The organism is Mesorhizobium sp. M0062 (assembly GCF_040323125.1).
Lineage (GTDB): Bacteria > Pseudomonadota > Alphaproteobacteria > Rhizobiales > Rhizobiaceae > Mesorhizobium.
The window spans coordinates 276248-293474 of sequence record NZ_JAMYUO010000001.1 but is presented as its reverse complement, the minus strand read 5'-3'; the positions used below and the strand labels follow the sequence as shown (position 1 = coordinate 293474).

The following is a 17227-nucleotide window of genomic DNA, read 5'->3' as shown; positions in this document are numbered from 1 at the left end:
GAACACCCCCCTCTGGCCTGCCGGCCATCTCCCCCGCAAGGGGGGAGATTGGCAGCTCTGGCCTTGCCGCTCGTCTTGCAACGTTGGCGATTGGCGAAAGCAGTCGCGGCATCTGATCTCCCCCCTTGCGGGGGAGATGTCCGGCAGGACAGAGGGGGGTGCCTTGGTGCCGACCTCAACAGTCATCGCTCGTCAGGAGACCTTCCAATGAGCACCGCCACCCGTTCGCTGCCCCGCACCATCGGCGCCCACGCGATCCTGTTGACCTACACGGCGATCGCGCTGTTTCCGGTGATCCTGGTCATCATGAACTCGTTCAAATCGCGCGCCGGCATCTTCAGCGAGCCGCTGACGCCGCCGACGCCAAAAACCTTCGACCTGATCGGCTACACCACGGTGATCGGCCAGGGCGACTTCATCCATTATTTCCAGAACAGCCTGGTCGTCACCGTCGCCTCGCTGTTCTTCGTGCTTCTGTTCGGCGCGATGGCGGCGTTCGCGCTCTCGGAATACCGCTTCCGCGGCAACACGCTGATGGGGCTTTACCTCGCGCTCGGCATCATGATCCCGATCCGGCTCGGCACCGTCGCCATCCTGCAATTGATGGTGGCGAGCGGGCTGGTCAACACGCTGACGGCGCTGATCCTGGTCTACACCGCGCAGGGGCTGCCGCTGGCCGTCTTCATCCTGTCGGAATTCATGAAGCAGGTGTCCGACGATCTGAAGAATGCCGGCCGCATCGACGGCCTGTCGGAATACACGATCTTCTTCCGGCTGGTGCTGCCGCTGGTGCGGCCGTCGATGGCGACGGTCGCCGTCTTCACCATGATCCCGATCTGGAACGATCTGTGGTTCCCGCTGATCCTGGCGCCGTCGGAAGAGACCAAGACGGTGACGCTCGGCGCGCAGTTGTTCCTCGGCCAGTTCGTCACCAACTGGAACGCCATCCTGGCCGCACTCTCGCTGGCGATCATGCCGGTGCTGACCCTCTACGTCATCTTCTCGCGGCAGCTGATCCGCGGCATCACATCCGGAGCCGTCAAGTGAGCGGAGCCCTACAAATCTCTGCTGGAGCCTTCACCCCACCCGGCGCTGCGCGCCGACCTCCCCATCAAGGGGAGGTAAAAGGTCGTGGCTTCATTCACGACCGCCAAAGGGCGACTTTCGGAGAAGCTTCTTTGGCAGTGAGGGTGTTCGCGCCAACGTCCTACCTCCCCTCGATGGGGAGGTCGGCGCGAAGCGCCGGGTGGGGTGACACCCTCTCAGAAGGAACAACTGGAACATCTGGAGTAGTTAGGTGACCTCTAAATCGCCCCTTCGCGTCGTCGTCGCAGGCCTCGGTAACATGGGGCGTAGCCATGCGCTGGCCTACCACACTAATCCGGGCTTCGAGATCGCGGCCCTGATCAACCGCTCCGACGTGCCGTTACCGGACGGGCTGTCGGGCTATGGCATCAGGCGCTCCTTCGACGACGCGTTGCGCGATGAAAAGCCGGATGTCGCCTGCATCGCCACCTATTCCGACAGCCATGCCGACTATGCGGTGAAGGCATTCGAGGCCGGCTGCCACGTCTTCGTCGAGAAGCCGCTCGCAACGACGGTGGCGGACGCCAAGCGCGTCGTCGCCGCGGCCAAGGCCAATGGCCGAAAATTGGTGATCGGCTACATCCTGCGCCACCACCCGTCCTGGGTCAGGCTGATCGCCGAGGCGCGCAAGCTCGGCGGCCCTTACGTGTTTCGCATGAACCTCAACCAGCAATCGTCAGGCCCGACCTGGCAGACGCATAAGCAACTGATGCAGACGACGTCGCCGATCGTCGATTGCGGCGTGCACTATCTCGACGTGATGCTGCAGATCACCGACGCCAGGCCGGTCGAGGTGCGCGGCATGGGGCTGCGGCTGACCGAGGAGATCGCGCCGACAATGTACAATTACGGCCATCTCCAGGTGCTGTTCGACGACGGCTCGGTCGGCTGGTACGAGGCGGCTTGGGGCCCGATGATCTCGGAGACAGCGTTCTTCGTGAAGGACGTGATTTCGCCCAATGGCTGCGTGTCGATCGTCATGAAGGAAGGTGTGAAGTCGGACGACATCGACACCCACACCAAGACCTCGACCATCCGCCTGCACAGTGCGGCGACCGGCGCGGACGGCAAGTTCGCCAGGCCGGACGAGATGCTGTCGATGGACGGCGAACCCGGCCACCAGGATCTCTGCGACCTCGAACAGGCCTTCGTGCTGAAGGCGATCCGGGAAGACATCGACCTGACCCGCCACATGGACGACGCGGTGAAATCGCTCGCCGTCTGCCTTGCCGCCGATGAGAGCGTGCGCAGCGGCGCCCCAGTTAAGCTCTAGTAGGGCAAACTCAAGAACAAGGACGAAGCCGTGGGCTCGCTGGTAATCGAGAATGTGAAGAAGGCCTTCGGGCCGGTCGAGGTGCTGAAAGGCATCAACCTCGAAGTGACCGACGGCGAATTCGTCGTCTTCGTCGGCCCATCTGGCTGCGGCAAGTCAACCTTGCTCAGGGTCATCGCCGGGCTGGAGGATTCGACCTCCGGCAGGGTGGTGATCGACGGCGCCGATGTCTCGGCCACGCCCCCGGCAAAACGCGGCATTGCCATGGTGTTCCAGACGTACGCGCTCTACCCGCATCTGACGGTGAAGAACAATATGGGCCTCGGCCTCAAGCAGGCCGGCACGCCCGCCCCGGAGATCGAACGCCGCATCGGCGTCGCCTCGTCGATGCTGTCGCTGGAACCGTATCTCGAGCGGCGGCCGGCGGAACTGTCGGGCGGCCAGCGCCAGCGCGTCGCCATCGGCCGCGCCGTGGTGCGTGAGCCGAAACTGTTTCTCTTCGACGAGCCGCTTTCGAACCTCGACGCTGCGCTTCGCGTCAACACGCGACTGGAGATCGCGCAGCTGCATCGCCGGCTGAAGGCAACGATGATCTACGTCACCCATGATCAGGTCGAGGCGATGACGCTGGCCGACAAGATCGTCGTGCTCAACGCCGGCCAGATCGAGCAGATCGGCGGCCCGATGGAGCTTTACAATTCGCCGGCAAACGAGTTCGTCGCCGGCTTTATCGGCTCGCCGAAGATGAATTTCATCGACGGCGCCAGATTGGGCGAGACGGCCAAGACGATCGGCGTGCGGCCGGAGCATCTGACCGTGGATCCAAGGTCCGGTGCCTGGAAGGGAACGGTAGTGCACGCCGAACATCTCGGCGCCGACACCAACCTCTATCTCGACTGCGAAAAGGCCGGGCTGATCACGGTGCGCATTTTCGGTGTCTACGACGCCGAGCCCGGTGCGACGCTGTATGCAACGCCCGAGCCGGGTAAGACATACCGGTTTGGGGCGGACGGCAAGACGATCAAGTAATCCTTCGCCGACAGCAATCACGGCGATCACACCGCGCCGAGCAGCACCGCGCCATGGATCGCCGCCTGCCAGCCCAGGGCCGCCCAGCGTATGTCCAGAGGCTCTACAACAAGCGAATGCGGCAGGCTGTCCGCGATGCGCTGCTTGAGCGTCTGGCGGGGATAGGACTTCATGTCGACGATACCGCCGCCGATCAGGATCGTCTGCGGGGAAAACAGGGCGGCTGCGGTTGCGACGGCCACCGCCTGCTGCCAGACGATTTCGTCGAGCCATTCGCGCAGCGATGGCGGCTGCCCGGCCGCCGAAAACAGATCGGCCACCGGGATATCGTAGTCTGTCGCGAGTTCGACGAGCGTTGCCCCTGAGGCATAGGTCTCGACCCGGTTTGGCGGACCGCTTTCGTCGGGCCGGTAGATCGGCATGTGGCCGATCTCGAGCGCCCAGCCGCCACCCCTGAAAATGCCGTCCTTGCCGAGATAGGCCGCACCGATGCCGGTGCCGAGATAGACCGCCAGCACCTCCTTTTGCCGCTTCACTGCGCCGGCGACGCTTTCACCCAGCAATTGCAGCACGACGTCGCGTTCGAGCCGCACGGGAACGCGGAGCCGCGATGCCAGTTCCGTACCCAGCCGGATGCCGTTCAGCTCGGGAATGTTGGCCGTGTGCAGCACCGTGTCGAAGTCGCGGTCGATGAACCCAGGCACCGTCGCAACGACCCGTGCAGGTTTGAGCCCGACATCGCGGCAGGCTGCGGTGACCGCATCGGCCAACCCCGCCACAGGCGCGCCCTGGCGCAGTTGCGCGGTCGGGTAGGTGCGGGCAAAATCCACCGGGATGCCGTGGTCGGCAAAGCCAACCTTGACCGACGTGCCGCCGATCTCGACCACGGCGATCGTGTCGTCCATCGTTTGATGCGTCATGCGAGCGGTTCCAGGAATTCCGAAAGACAGGCGCGGAATTCCAGCCGGTAGGCGGCGCGATCCTGCGATTTGGCTGTGATGGTGCAAAGCCGGGCCGACGGAATGAGTCCGGCCAGCGTCTGTGCGTCGGCCAGGCGATGGACGAGGTCATGGTCATGGCCGATGACAAGAGTCGGCACCGCGATAGCGCGGATGTCCGCCTCGCTCACGCCGGGACCATCGCCGGCGATCGCCGAAAGCAGCCTACCGAACAGAACCGGGTCCGGGCGATTGAAGAAGCCTTGCAGGCTGGCGAGATTGTCCGGCGCCAGCCTGGCCAGTTCGCCGGCAATAGCGCTGTCATCGAACAGACGCCTGGCGTCTTCAGGCGAATGGCGCATCAAGAGATTGCCGACGACGGCATAGGGCTTCATATTTTCCGGAGCCGCCTGGGCTACCCAGGCGGGCCGCGCGAGCACCAGCGCGCGCACGCGGGCCGGCTTATGCACCGCCAGGCGCAGTGCCAGCGCCGCGCCCATCGAAATGCCGCCGACGACGGCCGGACCGATGCCGAGATCGTCGGCCAACGCTTCAATGTCCTCGGCAAACGTCGCGATCGAAAGCCGCTCGACCGGCCCGTAGCCGGATCCACCTTGGCCACGGCATTCGAGCGTCACCCGCCGGGTCACCGGCAGATCGGGAAACACGTCGGCGACCTGCGCGTCGTCGCCGCCTAGGCCGTGCTGAAAGATGAAGGGAGGCCCGGCGCCGACGTCCCGGTAGGCAAGGTCGACGCCATCTCGGCTGAAGGTCTTTTTCACGTGTCGTCGCTCGCTTCCAGCACGGTGCGCAGAAAAGCGCCGACGCCGGGCGCCTCGGCCTCTGTCAGGCCATGTGTGATCAAGGGGCCGTCGAACCCGGCAGCCTTCAGGCGGCCGATGAAATGCGGGAAGTCGACCACGCCCTTTCCGGCTGCGGCAAAACTGCCATCGGCATGGCGGTCCTTGGCATGGGCCATGCCGATCTCGGCGGCCAGCAGATCGATGGCTTCGTCGATGAGGCGATGACGCTCCGCGCTGTCGGCCACTTCGAACAGATTGGCCGGATCGAGCACGATGCGCAGCCGCGTGCTGTTCATTTCGTCCAGCAGGCGGCGTGCGGCCCGGGCGCTGGAGAGGACATTAGCCAGTTCCGGTTCGATGCCAAGCTCGATGTCGAAGCGCTCGGCAATCGCGATCGCCGCTTCCATCTCCGTCCGCAGATCGCTCCATGCCGCCTCGCTTGCATTGTCGGGATGCCAGCGCCACTGATCCTGCGCATCCCTTGTGCCGGTGCACAGCGTAATCAGACGGGTGCCCATATCGGCGCATGACGCGGCCAGTACCTCAAGCCGGGCGAGTCCCTGGCTGCGAACCGTGCGATCCGGGTGGATCATGTTGTAGGTTCCCGAAACCGCCGCGATCGAAACGCCGGCCTCGCCGCTCGCCTCAGCGACGGACCGGGCCGCGCCGAGCTCAATGCTGTCCGGCATCGACGGCAGTCCAAGGCACGCCATGTTGAACTGCGCCGCCGTGTAGCCGCCGTCCGCGACCGCGCGCAGCACCGGCAAGGCGCCGGTGGTGGCGAAGGTCTTGGCGAAAATCCCAAGCTGCATCACACGACCCCGTCGACATCGGCCAGACGGACGGCGCGGCCGCCGGCAGCGACCGAGCGGGCGATGGCCGCCATGCCCCTGACCGAGGCGATGCCGTCCTCGATGCCGGCGCCGATCATCGGCGCGCCATTTAGCACGACATCGGCAAAGCCTTCGAGCTGCCGGCGATAGAAGTGGCCATCCGCGCCAAGCGTCCGGTGCCAACTGCCATCGGCCTCGCGGAAAATGTCGACCTCGCTGCTCTTGTAGTACCAGGGGTTATAGGTCTTCGCGAGAACGCTGCCGTTCTCGCCGTAGATCTGGAACCCTTCGTGCCAGTCCATGCGCACGGCGACCGTCAGGTCGAGATGGCCGATCGTGCCGTCGGCGAAGATGGTGGTGATGAACCAGCAATAGGCGCCATAGCGCTCGGTGAGCCGGGCCTCCACCGCCTCGATCGACCTGTGCAGATGGCGCGCCGTATCAAGGAGATGGCTGCCATGCGCCAGCATGTAGTATTGGCGCAGATCCGCCTTGGGATTGACGGCAGGCTTGCGCGCCTTGGCGCTGGTGATGATCAGCGGTTGCACTGCATCGGTCATCGGGTAGCGGTGGGTGCTGTCGCAGTACCAGCCTTTGAACGCCAGCCGCTCGCCCATTTCGTCGTCGACGAAAGCCTTTGCCGCCTGGATGCCGGGATCGAAGCGCTTCATATGGCCGACCTGAAGCACCTTGCCGCTCTTGTCGAGCGTGGCCCGCAAGCCTTCGACCTCCTCGACCGAAACGCCCAGCGGCTTTTCGCAAAGCACATGCTTGCCGGCATCGAGCGCCAGTTCCGCGGCCTTGACGTGAAAAATGTCCGATGTCGCGATGATGACGGCATCGAGGTCGGGATCGGCCAGCATCTGGCCATAGTCGGGATAGGATTTTTCGGGCGCATAAGTGGCGGCCATCCTGTCGCGCAGATCGTCGGCGACATCGCAGATGGCATAGAGATCGGCATTGCGCGCCTTGGTGCAGGATTCGAAATGCGCTGCCTGCGCAATCGGGCCGCAGCCGAGCACGCCGACACGCAGCCGCTTTTCGTCTTTGCGAGGCATGGAATCTCTCCTGATTAGCGCGCGGCGAGGCCGCGAAGTTGAAATTGCGGATCGCCCGACAAAGCTGCCTGATGCAGCAGACAGGCAGCGCCCAATGCCGGACCGTCGGCGCCGACGCGCGACAGTTCCACTGTGGGAACGGGATAACCTTCGGCCAGGAAGTCCGAGAGGAAAGCTTCCACCTGTCTGGCGACAAAGGGATAGACAGCATTGACGGAGCCGGAGAGGATGATGCGCTCCGGCTGCAAGGTGCAGGCAAGTGTCGCCAGGCCGCGGCCGAACCAGAGCGCCCAGTCGCGCGCGGTGGCAACGGCTTCCGGATCGCCGCCGGCCAGCGCTGCGACAAACTCATCCACGCCGGCGCGCAGTCCGCTTATGTGCAAATAGCGAGCCAGTAAAGCATCCTTGCCGACATAGGATTCCAGTCGGCCCGGGCGCTTCGCGTCGAAGACAAAACCTTCGTCGCCGATGCGCAGATGCCCGATTTCCCCGGCGCCGCCGAGCCGGCCGCGATGCAGCCTGCCGGCATTGATGATGCCGCCGCCAACGCCGTTCTCGATCAGGATGACCAGAGCATCCTCATGGTCCTTGCCCGGCTGCGCCCGGTATGTCTCGGCCACCGCCACGGCATTGGCATCGTTTTCCAAGAGGATTGGAAAGTCCGCGCCAAAGGCAGTGCGCAAAAGCTCCGCCAGATTGACCCCGTGCCAGCCAAGGATGGTGGCATGGTATGAAATCCCGTCGGCGGCGGGGAAGCCGGGCACGGCGACATTGAGCCCGTAGGGGCGCGTGCCCGCAGGCAATTGTGAGCGGATCTCGGCGACGAGTTCCCCGATGATGTCGACCGCGGCTTCAGGCGTGCTGCCCGGGCCGGCAAATGCCCTAGAGGCGCTCGCACGCCGCGCGCCGGCAAGGTCGACAGCCACGGCTGCGATCCAGTTGACGCCGATATAAGCGCCAAGGAAGAAGCCGCCATTGCCTTCGATCTCGACAAGGATACCGGGACGGCCGACCCGACCCTCGCTATCCTGCTCGTCATCCGCTCCATCCGACCGCTCGCGCGCCAGACCGGCTTCGGTCAGCCCCAGCACCAGGGCGCCGGTGGTCGACCGGGTCAGGCCGAGATCGCGTGCGAGCGCCGCTCGGCTCGACGCGCCGGCACGAAACAGCGCCGCAAGTGCCCGCGTTTCGTTCGGCCGAAGATCGGTCGACACCAGCACGTCGTTCTCCACAATTTGTTTGATTGACATACTAATAGAATTTCTAGGCGGTTTGAAAGACTCAAGGTTGGGTGCATTGCAACAAATATTCAGCATTCCCAGGCCCATTGACCCAAGTTTCAAACGATGATTTGTATCAGAAACTTACAAATTGGCATGGGAAGATGCAATGCCGGTTCTAGCGCGTCTCGAACACATCGTGAAGGATTTCGGTGCCGTCCGCGCGCTGGACAATGTCTCGCTCGACATCAATGAGGGCGAGGTTCTCGGCCTGATGGGCGACAATGGCGCCGGCAAATCGACGCTGGTCAAAACCATCGCCGGAAATTTCCAGCCGACATCAGGCACCTATGTCCTGGAAGGCAAGCCGGTGCTGTTATCGGGGCCTGCGGATGCACGCAGGCATGGCATCGAGGTCGTTTATCAAGACCTGGCGATTTGCGACAATCTGACGGCTTCGGCCAATGTCTTCCTCGGCCGCGAGATCATGAAGCAGGTTGGGCCGCTGAAAGTGCTCGACCACAAGAGCATGAACATGCGCTCGGCCGAGATCTTCCGCGAGTTGAAGTCGGAGACGCGGCCCGCCGATCTGGTCGTGCGCATGTCGGGCGGCCAGCGGCAGGCGGTGGCCATCGCCCGAACCCGGCTGGCCAAATCCAAGATCGTGCTGATGGACGAGCCGACGGCGGCGATCAGCGTCAGGCAGGTCGCCGAAGTGCTGGCCCTGATCCGCCGCATGAAGGACCAGGGCCTCTCGGTCATCCTGATCAGCCATCGCATGCCTGACGTGTTCGAGGTCTGCGACCGGGTCGTGGTGATGCGCCGCGGCCGCAAGGTCGCCGACAAGCCGATCGCGCAATCCAGCCCCGAGGAAGTGACCGGCCTGATCACCGGCGCCATCCAGACCGCCTGAAACAGCCCCGCCACGGAGCCATGCCATGAGCGCCCCCGACGACCATCCCGGAATGGAGATCGACCTTCTGAAAGGGTCGAGCCGCACGCTGTTGAACCGCGTGCTTCTGGCGCAGGAAACCTGGATCGCGCTTGCCATCCTGGTGCTTGGCCTCGTCGTGTCGATGATCGCGCCGAAATTCGCCACCCCTGGCAATCTGCTCAACATCTTCCAGAATGCCTGCTTCATCGGCATCATGGCCATCGGCATGACGCCGGTGATCATCAGCGGCGGCATCGATATCTCGGTCGGTTCGATCCTGGGCATGTGCGGCGTCACGCTGGGCATCGTGCTCAACGCCGACATGCCACTGGTCGTCGGCATCGCGGCGACGCTGGCGATGGGCGTGCTGTGCGGCACCGTCAACGGAACGATCATCGCCTACGTCAAGCTGCCGCCGTTCATCGTCACCCTGGCGACGCTGTCGATCGGCCGCAGCCTGGCACTGGTGCTGACCAATAACCAGGTGTTCTACGAATTCGGCCGGGCAAGCGAGGCGATCGTCGCGCTCGGCGGCGGCTACACATTCGGCCTGCCCAATGTGGTCTATGCGCTGATCATCGGCGTGATCGTCCTGCATTTCCTGCTGACCATGTCGCGCTGGGGCCGCTATCTCTTCGCCATTGGCGGCAACGAGCCGGCCGCGCGGCTGTCGGGCATTCCCGTCGATCTGATCAAGATCTCGGCCTACGCGTTCAGCGGCTTCATGGTTGCGGTGACGGCAATCTTCCTCGTCGGCTGGCTCGGCGCAGTGACCAACTCGATCGGCACCGGCTACGAGTTGCAGGTCATCGCTTCGACCGTGATCGGCGGCGCTTCGCTGACCGGCGGCTTCGGTTCGGCACTTGGCGCCGGCATCGGCGCCATTCTCGTCGAAACCATTCGCAACGCGCTGCTTCTGGCAGGCGTCAACCCGTTCTGGCAGGGCACGTTTGTGGGGTGCTTCATCCTTGCAGCCGTCCTCCTGGAAAGAATCCGCTCTGTGCGACGCTAAGAGCATGATCCTGAACCGAAGGTCAGCGACCGCAAAAGTAGAAACCGGTTTTCGGAAAAGATCATGCTCCAACAGAAACCGAGCGGACACGTCACGGCGAACCAAATGGAGGAAACAATGTCGCTGTCGAAAACGCTAGGAACTACGCTTTCCCTCGCCTGCCTTGTAATCGGCATGACGGCCGTCCAGGCCAATGCCGAAGAGCGCGAATTCGCGCTCGTCTTCAAGGTTCTCAACAACGCCTTCAGCCCGCCGATCCAAGCCGGTTGCGAAGCCGCCGCCAAGAAGCTCGGCGACGTCAAATGCACCTATATCGGGCCGACCGAATATGACGAGGCCAAGGAAGTGCAGCTCGCGCAGGACATGGTCACGCGTGGCGTCGCCGGCCTTGGCATTTCGGCCGGCAATCCGAAAGCCATGGCCCGCATCATGAAGATGGCCAAGGAAAAGGGCATTCCGGTCGTCACCTATGACACCGACGTGCTGCCGGAAGATGCCGGCCTGCGCTCGACCTACATCGGCACCGACAATTACGAGTTCGGCGTGGCGCTGGCGCAGAAGGTGCTCGCCCACAAGAAGGACGGCACCGTGTGCATCCAGTCCGGCGCACCGGCTTCCGAGAACCTCAAGGCGCGCGTGCAAGGCATTCGCGATACGCTGGCCGGCGTCACCAAGGACAAGGGCATCGAGACGCTGACCGGCCAGAACGGCTGGACCGAGCCGGCGGGCTGCCCGGTCTACAACAATGACGACATCACGCTTGCCGCCCAGCAGGTGCGCGACGTCATGACCAACAATCCCGATCTCAGCGCCTTCGTTGCAGTCGGCGGTTGGGCGCAATACGCGCCGGAAGCCTACAAGCAGGCGATGACACCGCTGAAGGCGCGCCTCGACAGCAAGGATCTGGTGGTCGTGTTCGGCGACAATTTCGGTCCGCAACTGCCGCTGCTCGCCGCCGGCCTCAGCCACTACAATATCGGCCAGCGCCCCTATGACATGGGCTTCGAGACCATCATGGCGCTGGACAAACTGAGCAAGGGCGGCACGGTCGAACCGTTCATCAAGACCGGCACCGAGATCTGCACGCCGCAAGACGCTCTGACGACCTGCGGCAAGGTCGCCAATTGATAAGGCCTCCCAAGCCTGTCCTCCGGCCGCATCGGCCGGGGGACATCTCCTCGAAGGCAGGCTTGTCAGTTGCCCGCTTCGCAATCAGAGACTGCTTGCGTCTCTCCAGCAGGCGATCAGATGACCGTCGCCGGCCTGCCTGACGGGTGGTTGCGCCTTTCGGCAATCGGGCAGCGCGACAGGACAGCGGGCGGCAAAGGAGCATCCGGAGGTCTCGGCATCGTGTGCCGCGACGTGGAGCTGAGCCGGAGCCTTCGGCGCCGTCTCATCCGAGGACGCGGCCAGAAGCAGCTTCGTGTAGGGGTGGTTGGGGCCACGGAAAATCTGCTCGGATGAGCCGGTCTCGACCAGCCGGCCGCGATAGAGCACGCCGATCCTGTCGGCCATATAGCGCACCACCCTGAGGTCGTGGCTGATGAACAGATAGGTGGTGTCCTTGTCGCGCTGCAGGTCGTTGAGCAAATTGAGCACGGTCGCCTGCACGGAAACGTCGAGCGCAGAGGTTGGCTCGTCCAGCACCACGAGCTTCGGCACGCCGGCAAAGGCGCGCGCAATCGCCGCACGTTGGCGCTGGCCACCAGACAGCGATCTCGGCTTCTGGTCGACGGTCGTAGCGGCAAGACGAACCGAGGCCAGGAGATCGGCGACACGCTGCTTCACCTCGCTGCGGCCAAAGCCGGCGAGCCGCCGCAGCGGACGGCCGAGGATCCTGCCGATCCGCTGGCGCGGATTGAGCGTGCGGTCGGGTGACTGGAACACCATCTGCACGTCGCGCCGTTCGCTCAGGCTTCTTTTCTCGACGCGCGGCGCGACAGTGCTGCCGAACAGCTCGACCGACCCAGCGTCCGGCGTCTGGAGGCCAGTCACGATCCTTGCCAATGTCGACTTGCCGGAGCCGGATTCGCCGATCAGCCCGAACGTCTCGCCCTGGGCTATCTCCAGGTCGATATCGTGCAGGACGGCCTGGGAGCCGAAGGCGTGGCTGATGCCTTTGCAGGCGACGGCGATCGGACGTGCGGCTTCCGGCTGATCGCTGTGGACAGGCTTCGACGGGCCGGTTGTGTGCATCTCGGCCAGCCTGCCGTCGCGCTTGGTGAAGTTGAGCGCCGGGATCGAGGCGATCAGCGCCTTGGTGTAGGCGTGAACAGGGTTCTCGAAGACATCGTTGGCGATGCCGCTTTCGACCACCGTCCCCGACTGCATCACGGCCACCCGATCGCAGGCCCGGCGGACCATGTTGATGTCATGGCTGATCAGCAGAACGCTGGTTTTGTGATCGCGGCGCAAGTCCTGCAGGATGGCGACGATCTCGGACTGGACGCTGGCGTCAAGCGCCGTCGTCGGCTCGTCCAGCACCAGCAGCGACGGGTCGAGCGCAATGGCAATCGCGATGTTGGCGCGCTGCTGCATGCCGCCCGACAATTCGTGCGGATAGAGATCGAGCACCCGTTCCGGATTGCTCACCCTGACACGGCTCAGCAGCTCGGCGGCGCGGGTGCGTGCTTCGTCCTGCCGAACCGGGCGATGCCGCATGATCGTTTCGGCGATCTGCCGGCCGATCGTCATGGCCGGATTGAGTGCCGCACCTGGATGCTGGTAGACAGCCGCGATGCGATCGCCCCTTAGCCGGCGAAGCTGCTCGCCGGAGAGACTGCGGATCTCGCGACCCTGGAATTCGAGCGCCGACGCGGCGATCCGGGCGTTGCGCGGCAGATAGCGCAGAATAGCGAGAGCCACCGAGCTCTTGCCCGATCCGGACTCGCCGACAAGGCCGAGCGCTTCGCCTTCGCCGATGGCGAGCGACACGCCGTTGACGGCCGGATGCGATCCCCGGCGTCCATCATAGGCGACGGTGAGCTGCTCGACGTTCAGAACCGATGACGACATGTCTTGCTGAAACCACTTTCTTTCGGCGCGGTCTTCGAGGGCAATCGCTTCCGCTTTCGCGCAGCACAATCTCTATAAAATTACTCGAATTAAGCTGGAGCGCAATCTACCTTTCATCGCTCAGGAGAGATTGTCGCAGCCGGTCGAGGCGTCGCGACGGTCCCTTGGAGCAGTTCTGCAAGGAGGCCGACATGGCACGCGACCACATGATCCTCAGCGCGTTTTTCTTCAACCCGCAGGGCGATCATCGTATGTCATGGCGCCATTCGCGTGCGCCGGGACGCGAAGTGCTGGACTTCGATTTCTACAGGGATCTTGTGCAGGCGGCTGAGCGCGCCCGGATCGATACGATCTTCGTCGCCGACCATGTTGCGATCTGGGATTCCGTACAGAGCGGCGTAGCCCATTACGCCAATGCCCGCCTGGAACCGCTGACGCTGTTGTCGGCGCTTGCCGGCGTGACCAGGCATATCGGCCTCATCACCACCGCCTCGAGCTCCTACAGCGAGCCCTACAATGTCGCCCGCATGTTTGCCTCGCTCGACCATATCAGCAAGGGCAGGGCGTCTTGGAATGTGGTGACGTCGGCCATGGACGAGGAGGCCCGCAATTTCGGCCGCGACGGCAATATCGAGCACGCCTTTCGCTATGAGCGCGCCACCGAATTCCTCGATATCGTCAAGGCACTGTGGGACAGCTGGGAAGACGAAGCCCTGCTTATCGACAAGGCATCGGGCTATTTCGCCGATCCCGACAAGGTCCATGCGATCAACCACAAGGGCCCGCACTTCAAGGTGCGCGGACCGCTCAATGTCTCGCGCCCGCCGCAGGGCCATCCGCTGATCGTCCAGGCCGGCTCGTCCGAAGACGGCAAGAATTTCGCTACCGCGCATGCCGATGCGCACTTTGCCATCTACAGCACCAAGGAAGACGGCATCAAATATAGGCAGGACATCAACGAGCGCCTCGCCCGTTACGGCCGCAAGCCCGAGAGCTTCAAGATCCTGCCGGGCATCCTGCCGATCGTCGCAGCTTCCGAAGCGGAGGGACGCGAGCGGCAGGAGTATCTGCAGAGCTTGCTTCCCGATCGGGTCGGCATCGACCTTCTCTCGAGCTGGAGCGGCGTCGATCTCTCCGTATATCCGCCGGACGGCCCGCTGCCGCCGCTGCCGGACGAGAGCACCTTCAATGGCGGCCGCACCTCGCTCAATCGCGTCAAGGAATGGTCGAAGCAGAACCTCACTCTGCGCGAGATCGCTCGCAAGCTCGCCAACAGCGGTTCGGTGCCGACCGTCGTCGGCACACCGAACCAGATCGCCGATCAGCTGCAGGACTGGTTCGAGGCAGGTGCCGCCGACGGCTTCAACCTGATGTTCCCGCTGCTCCCGGAGGATTGGGTGAATTTTGCCGAGCAGGTCGTGCCGGAACTGCAGCGCCGCGGCGTATTCCCCACCGAATATGCGCCGGGGACGCTGCGTGATCGTTTCGGCCTGGCTCGGCCGGCCAACCGCTTCGCCGAACAGCGCGACAATGTGCGCGCCGTATCCTGACTTGGGGCAACTGATATGACCGCAGCGCCAAAACTTCAGCCCCGCGAAGCCACGGCTCCGCAGCTCATCAATGTTCTGCACAGCCCCAAGCGCATTCGGGTCAAATTCGCCGGCCGCACCATCGCCGACAGCCGCAACGTCCTGGTGCTGCGCTCCAACCATTTTCTGCCGATCTATTTCTTCCCGGCCTCCTCGGTGGACCGCTCGCTCTTGAAGCCGTCCGAGCATCGCCAGCCGCATCCAGTCGGCGGCGAAACCACCTATTGGGACCTGGAGACGGGATCGAAAGCTTCTCCCAATGCGGCCTGGTCGTTTGTCGCGCCGCAGGATGAAAGCCTGTCGCCACTGGCCGGCCGCATCGCCTTCACCTGGAAAGCGGTCGACCAATGGTTCGAGGAGGAGGAAGAAGTCTTCGTCCACGCCCGCGACCCATACGCCCGCATCGACGCTCTGCAGAGTTCAAGCCATGTCCAGATCTGGTTCGACGGCGAAGTGATCGCCGACAGCCATCGCCCGGTGCTGCTGTTCGAAACGCATCTGCCGACGCGTTTCTATTTGCATCCGGACGATGTCAGGCTCGACCGTCTGGTCGACTCGGACAGCACGACGCGCTGTCCCTACAAAGGCATCGCCTCCTACTGGTCGGGCCGGCGCGCCGACGGCTCGGTGAGCCCCGATGTCGCCTGGAGCTACCGCGATCCCATTGCCGAAATGCCCAAGATCAGGGGCCTCATCGCCTTTTACCCGCAAGCCGTCGACCGCATCCATCTCGACGGCGAACCAGTCGCTTAAGCCATTCAACAGTCATTTCAGACAGGGGTTCCAGAATGACCAAACGCAACGACATCAATACGCTTCGCAATCTGTCCGGCGACATCTGGAACGTCGCCGTCGATGAGCACCAGGCCGGCTTCCTCAAGCGCCGCGATCTGCTGAAATACGCAGCCTTGATCGGCCTCACCGGCTTTGCCGCCTCGCAGGGACTTGCTGGTTTCGGCACGGCGCGCGCTGCCGGCGCCGGCGGCACGGTCCGCGTTGGGCTCGGACAGCCGACCAAGGCGATCGATCCCGTCTCCATCACCGATCCGGCCAGCATCGGCGTCATCAGCCAGGTCGGCGAATATCTCATCCTCGACGATCCCAAGGACGGTCTGCAGCCCAAGCTCGCTCTGTCGTGGGAGGCCGACGAGACCGCCAGCCGATGGACCTTCAAATTGCGGCCGGGCGTGAAATTCCACGACGGCCGCACCGTCACCGCCAAGGATGTGGTGGCGAGCTTCGAGCGGCTGGTCGATCCGGCCAGCGGTTCGTCCGCTTTGTCTGCCTATAAGGGCATCCTGTCCAAGGGCGGCGCCAAGGTCGTCGACGACCAGACAGTCGCCTTCGATCTCGACGGGCCCAACAGCAACTTCCCCTTCTATGTCTCGTCCGACGTCTACAATGCCGTCATCCTGCCGGCCGATTATGCCGGCGATTTCGAGAAGAATTTCAACGGCACCGGCCCGTTCAAGCTCGAATCCTTCCGCCCCAAGCAGGGCGCCAGCTTCGTGCGCAACCCTGACTATTGGGGCGACAAGGCGCTGCCCGACCGCGTCGAAATCAAGTTCTTCGACGACGAGCAGGCGCAGGTGCTGGCGCTGCAGGCCGGCCAGCTCGACGTCATCCCGAGCACGACCCGGCTGGAATTGGCGATCGAGGGCAATCCCAACTTCAAGCTGCTCAGCGTGCAGGCAAGCTCGCATGACGAGGTGCATCTGCGGACCGACCAGGCGCCGTTCACCGACAAGCGCATCCGCCGCGCACTGGCGCTCACCATCGATCGCGAGGCGGTGGTCAAGGGCTTGCTCAAGGGCCGCGCCATTGTCGGCAACGACACGCCGTTTGCGCCGATCTTCCCCTCGGCGGATCCGTCGGTGCCGCAGCGCAAGCAGGACATCGCCGAGGCCAAGCGCCTGCTTGGCGAGGCCGGCGTGCCGAACGGCTTCCCGGTGACGCTGACCACCGAACGCGCCTATGACATTCCCGACTATGCGGTGCTGATCCAGAACTTCGCCAAGAAGGCCGGCATCGACATCAAGCTCAACGTGCTGCCGCAGGACGCCTATTATGGCTCGGCGAAATTCGGCTCGTCGCCATGGCTCGATTCCAATCTCGGCATCACCGATTTCGGCCATCGCGGCACGCCCGACATCTTCCTCAACGCGACGCTGAAGAGTTCGGGCGCCTGGAATGCGGCGCATTTCAACAACCCGGCCTATGACGGGTTGCTGCTCGAATACGGCAAGGCCCGCGACCTTCAGGCGCAACGCCTTGCAGCGGGCAAGATCCAGACCTTGCTGCTGGACGAGACGCCGCTGATCATCAGCTACTTCTCGCAATACAGCCGCATCGTCTCGTCGAAGGTCGAGGGCGTCCGCTTCACGGCGATCTCGCATCTGCTCCTCGACCGCGTGACGTTCGCCCAGGCATGATTGCG

The 17227-nt window shown here is 63.8% G+C and carries 15 protein-coding genes; 9 read left to right on the top strand and 6 right to left on the bottom strand.

All coding sequences use genetic code 11. The annotated features are described in order from the left end of the window. Positions 1–207: 207 nt before the first annotated feature. The 3 genes from NKJ64_RS01355 to NKJ64_RS01345 all read left to right on the top strand — a co-directional run bounded on the left by NKJ64_RS01355 (position 208) and on the right by NKJ64_RS01345 (position 3388). Entirely contained in the window at positions 208–1047 is an 840-nt protein-coding gene (locus tag NKJ64_RS01355; protein ID WP_023668842.1) for a carbohydrate ABC transporter permease, read from the top strand. Between the two features lie 250 nt (positions 1048–1297). Next, positions 1298–2359, top strand: coding sequence for a Gfo/Idh/MocA family protein (locus NKJ64_RS01350; protein WP_023755586.1), 1062 nt, complete (start codon positions 1298–1300; stop codon positions 2357–2359). Between the two features lie 30 nt (positions 2360–2389). Continuing rightward, entirely contained in the window at positions 2390–3388 is a 999-nt protein-coding gene (locus NKJ64_RS01345) for an ABC transporter ATP-binding protein (RefSeq protein ID WP_023668840.1), read from the top strand. 26 nt (positions 3389–3414) lie between these two features. Here the strand turns inward: NKJ64_RS01345 and NKJ64_RS01340 are convergent, their stop codons facing one another. Genes NKJ64_RS01340 through NKJ64_RS01320 form a run of 5 tightly spaced genes read right to left on the bottom strand, consistent with a single transcriptional unit; the run spans position 3415 to position 8270 of the window. Beyond that, complete coding sequence (locus NKJ64_RS01340; protein ID WP_352461833.1) at positions 3415–4308, bottom strand: ROK family protein; 894 nt, start codon at positions 4306–4308, stop codon at positions 3415–3417. Next, positions 4305–5108: an alpha/beta fold hydrolase gene (locus NKJ64_RS01335; RefSeq protein WP_027049253.1), complete on the bottom strand. Its 804-nt coding sequence runs from the start codon at positions 5106–5108 to the stop codon at positions 4305–4307. The genes NKJ64_RS01340 and NKJ64_RS01335 overlap by 4 nt, the downstream gene beginning before the upstream one ends. After that, positions 5105–5941 carry a sugar phosphate isomerase/epimerase family protein gene (locus NKJ64_RS01330; protein WP_352461832.1) on the bottom strand — a complete coding sequence of 279 codons (837 nt, stop codon included), beginning with the start codon at positions 5939–5941 and terminating at the stop codon, positions 5105–5107. Before NKJ64_RS01330 ends, NKJ64_RS01335 begins: the two co-directional genes overlap by 4 nt. Continuing rightward, positions 5941–7020 carry a Gfo/Idh/MocA family protein gene (locus NKJ64_RS01325; RefSeq protein WP_352461831.1) on the bottom strand — a complete coding sequence of 360 codons (1080 nt, stop codon included), beginning with the start codon at positions 7018–7020 and terminating at the stop codon, positions 5941–5943. The genes NKJ64_RS01330 and NKJ64_RS01325 overlap by 1 nt, the downstream gene beginning before the upstream one ends. A 14-nt stretch (positions 7021–7034) precedes the next feature. Continuing rightward, positions 7035–8270: an ROK family transcriptional regulator gene (locus NKJ64_RS01320; RefSeq protein WP_352461830.1), complete on the bottom strand. Its 1236-nt coding sequence runs from the start codon at positions 8268–8270 to the stop codon at positions 7035–7037. A gap of 139 nt (positions 8271–8409) precedes the next feature. On the opposite strand from NKJ64_RS01320, the gene NKJ64_RS01315 reads away from it, so the two are divergent. The 3 genes from NKJ64_RS01315 (at position 8410) to NKJ64_RS01305 (ending at position 11314) form a co-directional block, all read left to right on the top strand. Beyond that, complete coding sequence (locus NKJ64_RS01315; protein WP_023822108.1) at positions 8410–9153, top strand: ATP-binding cassette domain-containing protein; 744 nt, start codon at positions 8410–8412, stop codon at positions 9151–9153. A gap of 52 nt (positions 9154–9205) precedes the next feature. Then, on the top strand, positions 9206–10186 hold the full coding sequence (locus tag NKJ64_RS01310) for an ABC transporter permease (protein ID WP_031198520.1): 981 nt from the start codon (positions 9206–9208) through the stop codon (positions 10184–10186). 117 nt (positions 10187–10303) lie between these two features. Beyond that, on the top strand, positions 10304–11314 hold the full coding sequence (locus NKJ64_RS01305; RefSeq protein ID WP_023822109.1) for a sugar-binding protein: 1011 nt from the start codon (positions 10304–10306) through the stop codon (positions 11312–11314). A gap of 84 nt (positions 11315–11398) precedes the next feature. On the opposite strand, the gene NKJ64_RS01300 is transcribed toward NKJ64_RS01305, so the two are convergent. Then, positions 11399–13201, bottom strand: a complete 1803-nt coding sequence (locus NKJ64_RS01300; RefSeq protein ID WP_352461829.1) for a dipeptide ABC transporter ATP-binding protein — start codon at positions 13199–13201, stop codon at positions 11399–11401. 191 nt (positions 13202–13392) lie between these two features. Between NKJ64_RS01300 and NKJ64_RS01295 the strand changes: the two genes are divergently transcribed. The 3 genes from NKJ64_RS01295 to NKJ64_RS01285 are packed head-to-tail and all read left to right on the top strand — an operon-like array spanning position 13393 to position 17222. Further along, positions 13393–14751 carry an LLM class flavin-dependent oxidoreductase gene (locus NKJ64_RS01295; RefSeq protein ID WP_352461828.1) on the top strand — a complete coding sequence of 453 codons (1359 nt, stop codon included), beginning with the start codon at positions 13393–13395 and terminating at the stop codon, positions 14749–14751. A gap of 15 nt (positions 14752–14766) precedes the next feature. Further along, positions 14767–15543, top strand: a complete 777-nt coding sequence (locus NKJ64_RS01290) for a DUF427 domain-containing protein (RefSeq protein ID WP_023725876.1) — start codon at positions 14767–14769, stop codon at positions 15541–15543. A 35-nt stretch (positions 15544–15578) separates the two neighbouring features. Then, entirely contained in the window at positions 15579–17222 is a 1644-nt protein-coding gene (locus NKJ64_RS01285; protein WP_023668830.1) for an ABC transporter substrate-binding protein, read from the top strand. The last annotated feature ends 5 nt before the right edge of the window (positions 17223–17227 follow it).

Bases quoted from the DNA above. Each gene is read 5' to 3' on its own strand.
- NKJ64_RS01295 (WP_352461828.1), top strand. From the start codon at position 13,393: ATGGCACGCGACCACATGATCCTCAGCGCGTTTTTCTTCAACCCGCAG.
- NKJ64_RS01355 (WP_023668842.1), top strand. From the start codon at position 208: ATGAGCACCGCCACCCGTTCGCTGCCCCGCACCATCGGCGCCCACGCG.
- NKJ64_RS01320 (WP_352461830.1), bottom strand. From the start codon at position 8,270: ATGTCAATCAAACAAATTGTGGAGAACGACGTGCTGGTGTCGACCGAT.
- NKJ64_RS01285 (WP_023668830.1), top strand. From the start codon at position 15,579: ATGACCAAACGCAACGACATCAATACGCTTCGCAATCTGTCCGGCGAC.
- NKJ64_RS01315 (WP_023822108.1), top strand. From the start codon at position 8,410: ATGCCGGTTCTAGCGCGTCTCGAACACATCGTGAAGGATTTCGGTGCC.
- NKJ64_RS01340 (WP_352461833.1), bottom strand. From the start codon at position 4,308: ATGACGCATCAAACGATGGACGACACGATCGCCGTGGTCGAGATCGGC.
- NKJ64_RS01305 (WP_023822109.1), top strand. From the start codon at position 10,304: ATGTCGCTGTCGAAAACGCTAGGAACTACGCTTTCCCTCGCCTGCCTT.
- NKJ64_RS01300 (WP_352461829.1), bottom strand. From the start codon at position 13,201: ATGTCGTCATCGGTTCTGAACGTCGAGCAGCTCACCGTCGCCTATGAT.
- NKJ64_RS01325 (WP_352461831.1), bottom strand. From the start codon at position 7,020: ATGCCTCGCAAAGACGAAAAGCGGCTGCGTGTCGGCGTGCTCGGCTGC.
- NKJ64_RS01330 (WP_352461832.1), bottom strand. From the start codon at position 5,941: ATGCAGCTTGGGATTTTCGCCAAGACCTTCGCCACCACCGGCGCCTTG.
- NKJ64_RS01310 (WP_031198520.1), top strand. From the start codon at position 9,206: ATGGAGATCGACCTTCTGAAAGGGTCGAGCCGCACGCTGTTGAACCGC.
- NKJ64_RS01290 (WP_023725876.1), top strand. From the start codon at position 14,767: ATGACCGCAGCGCCAAAACTTCAGCCCCGCGAAGCCACGGCTCCGCAG.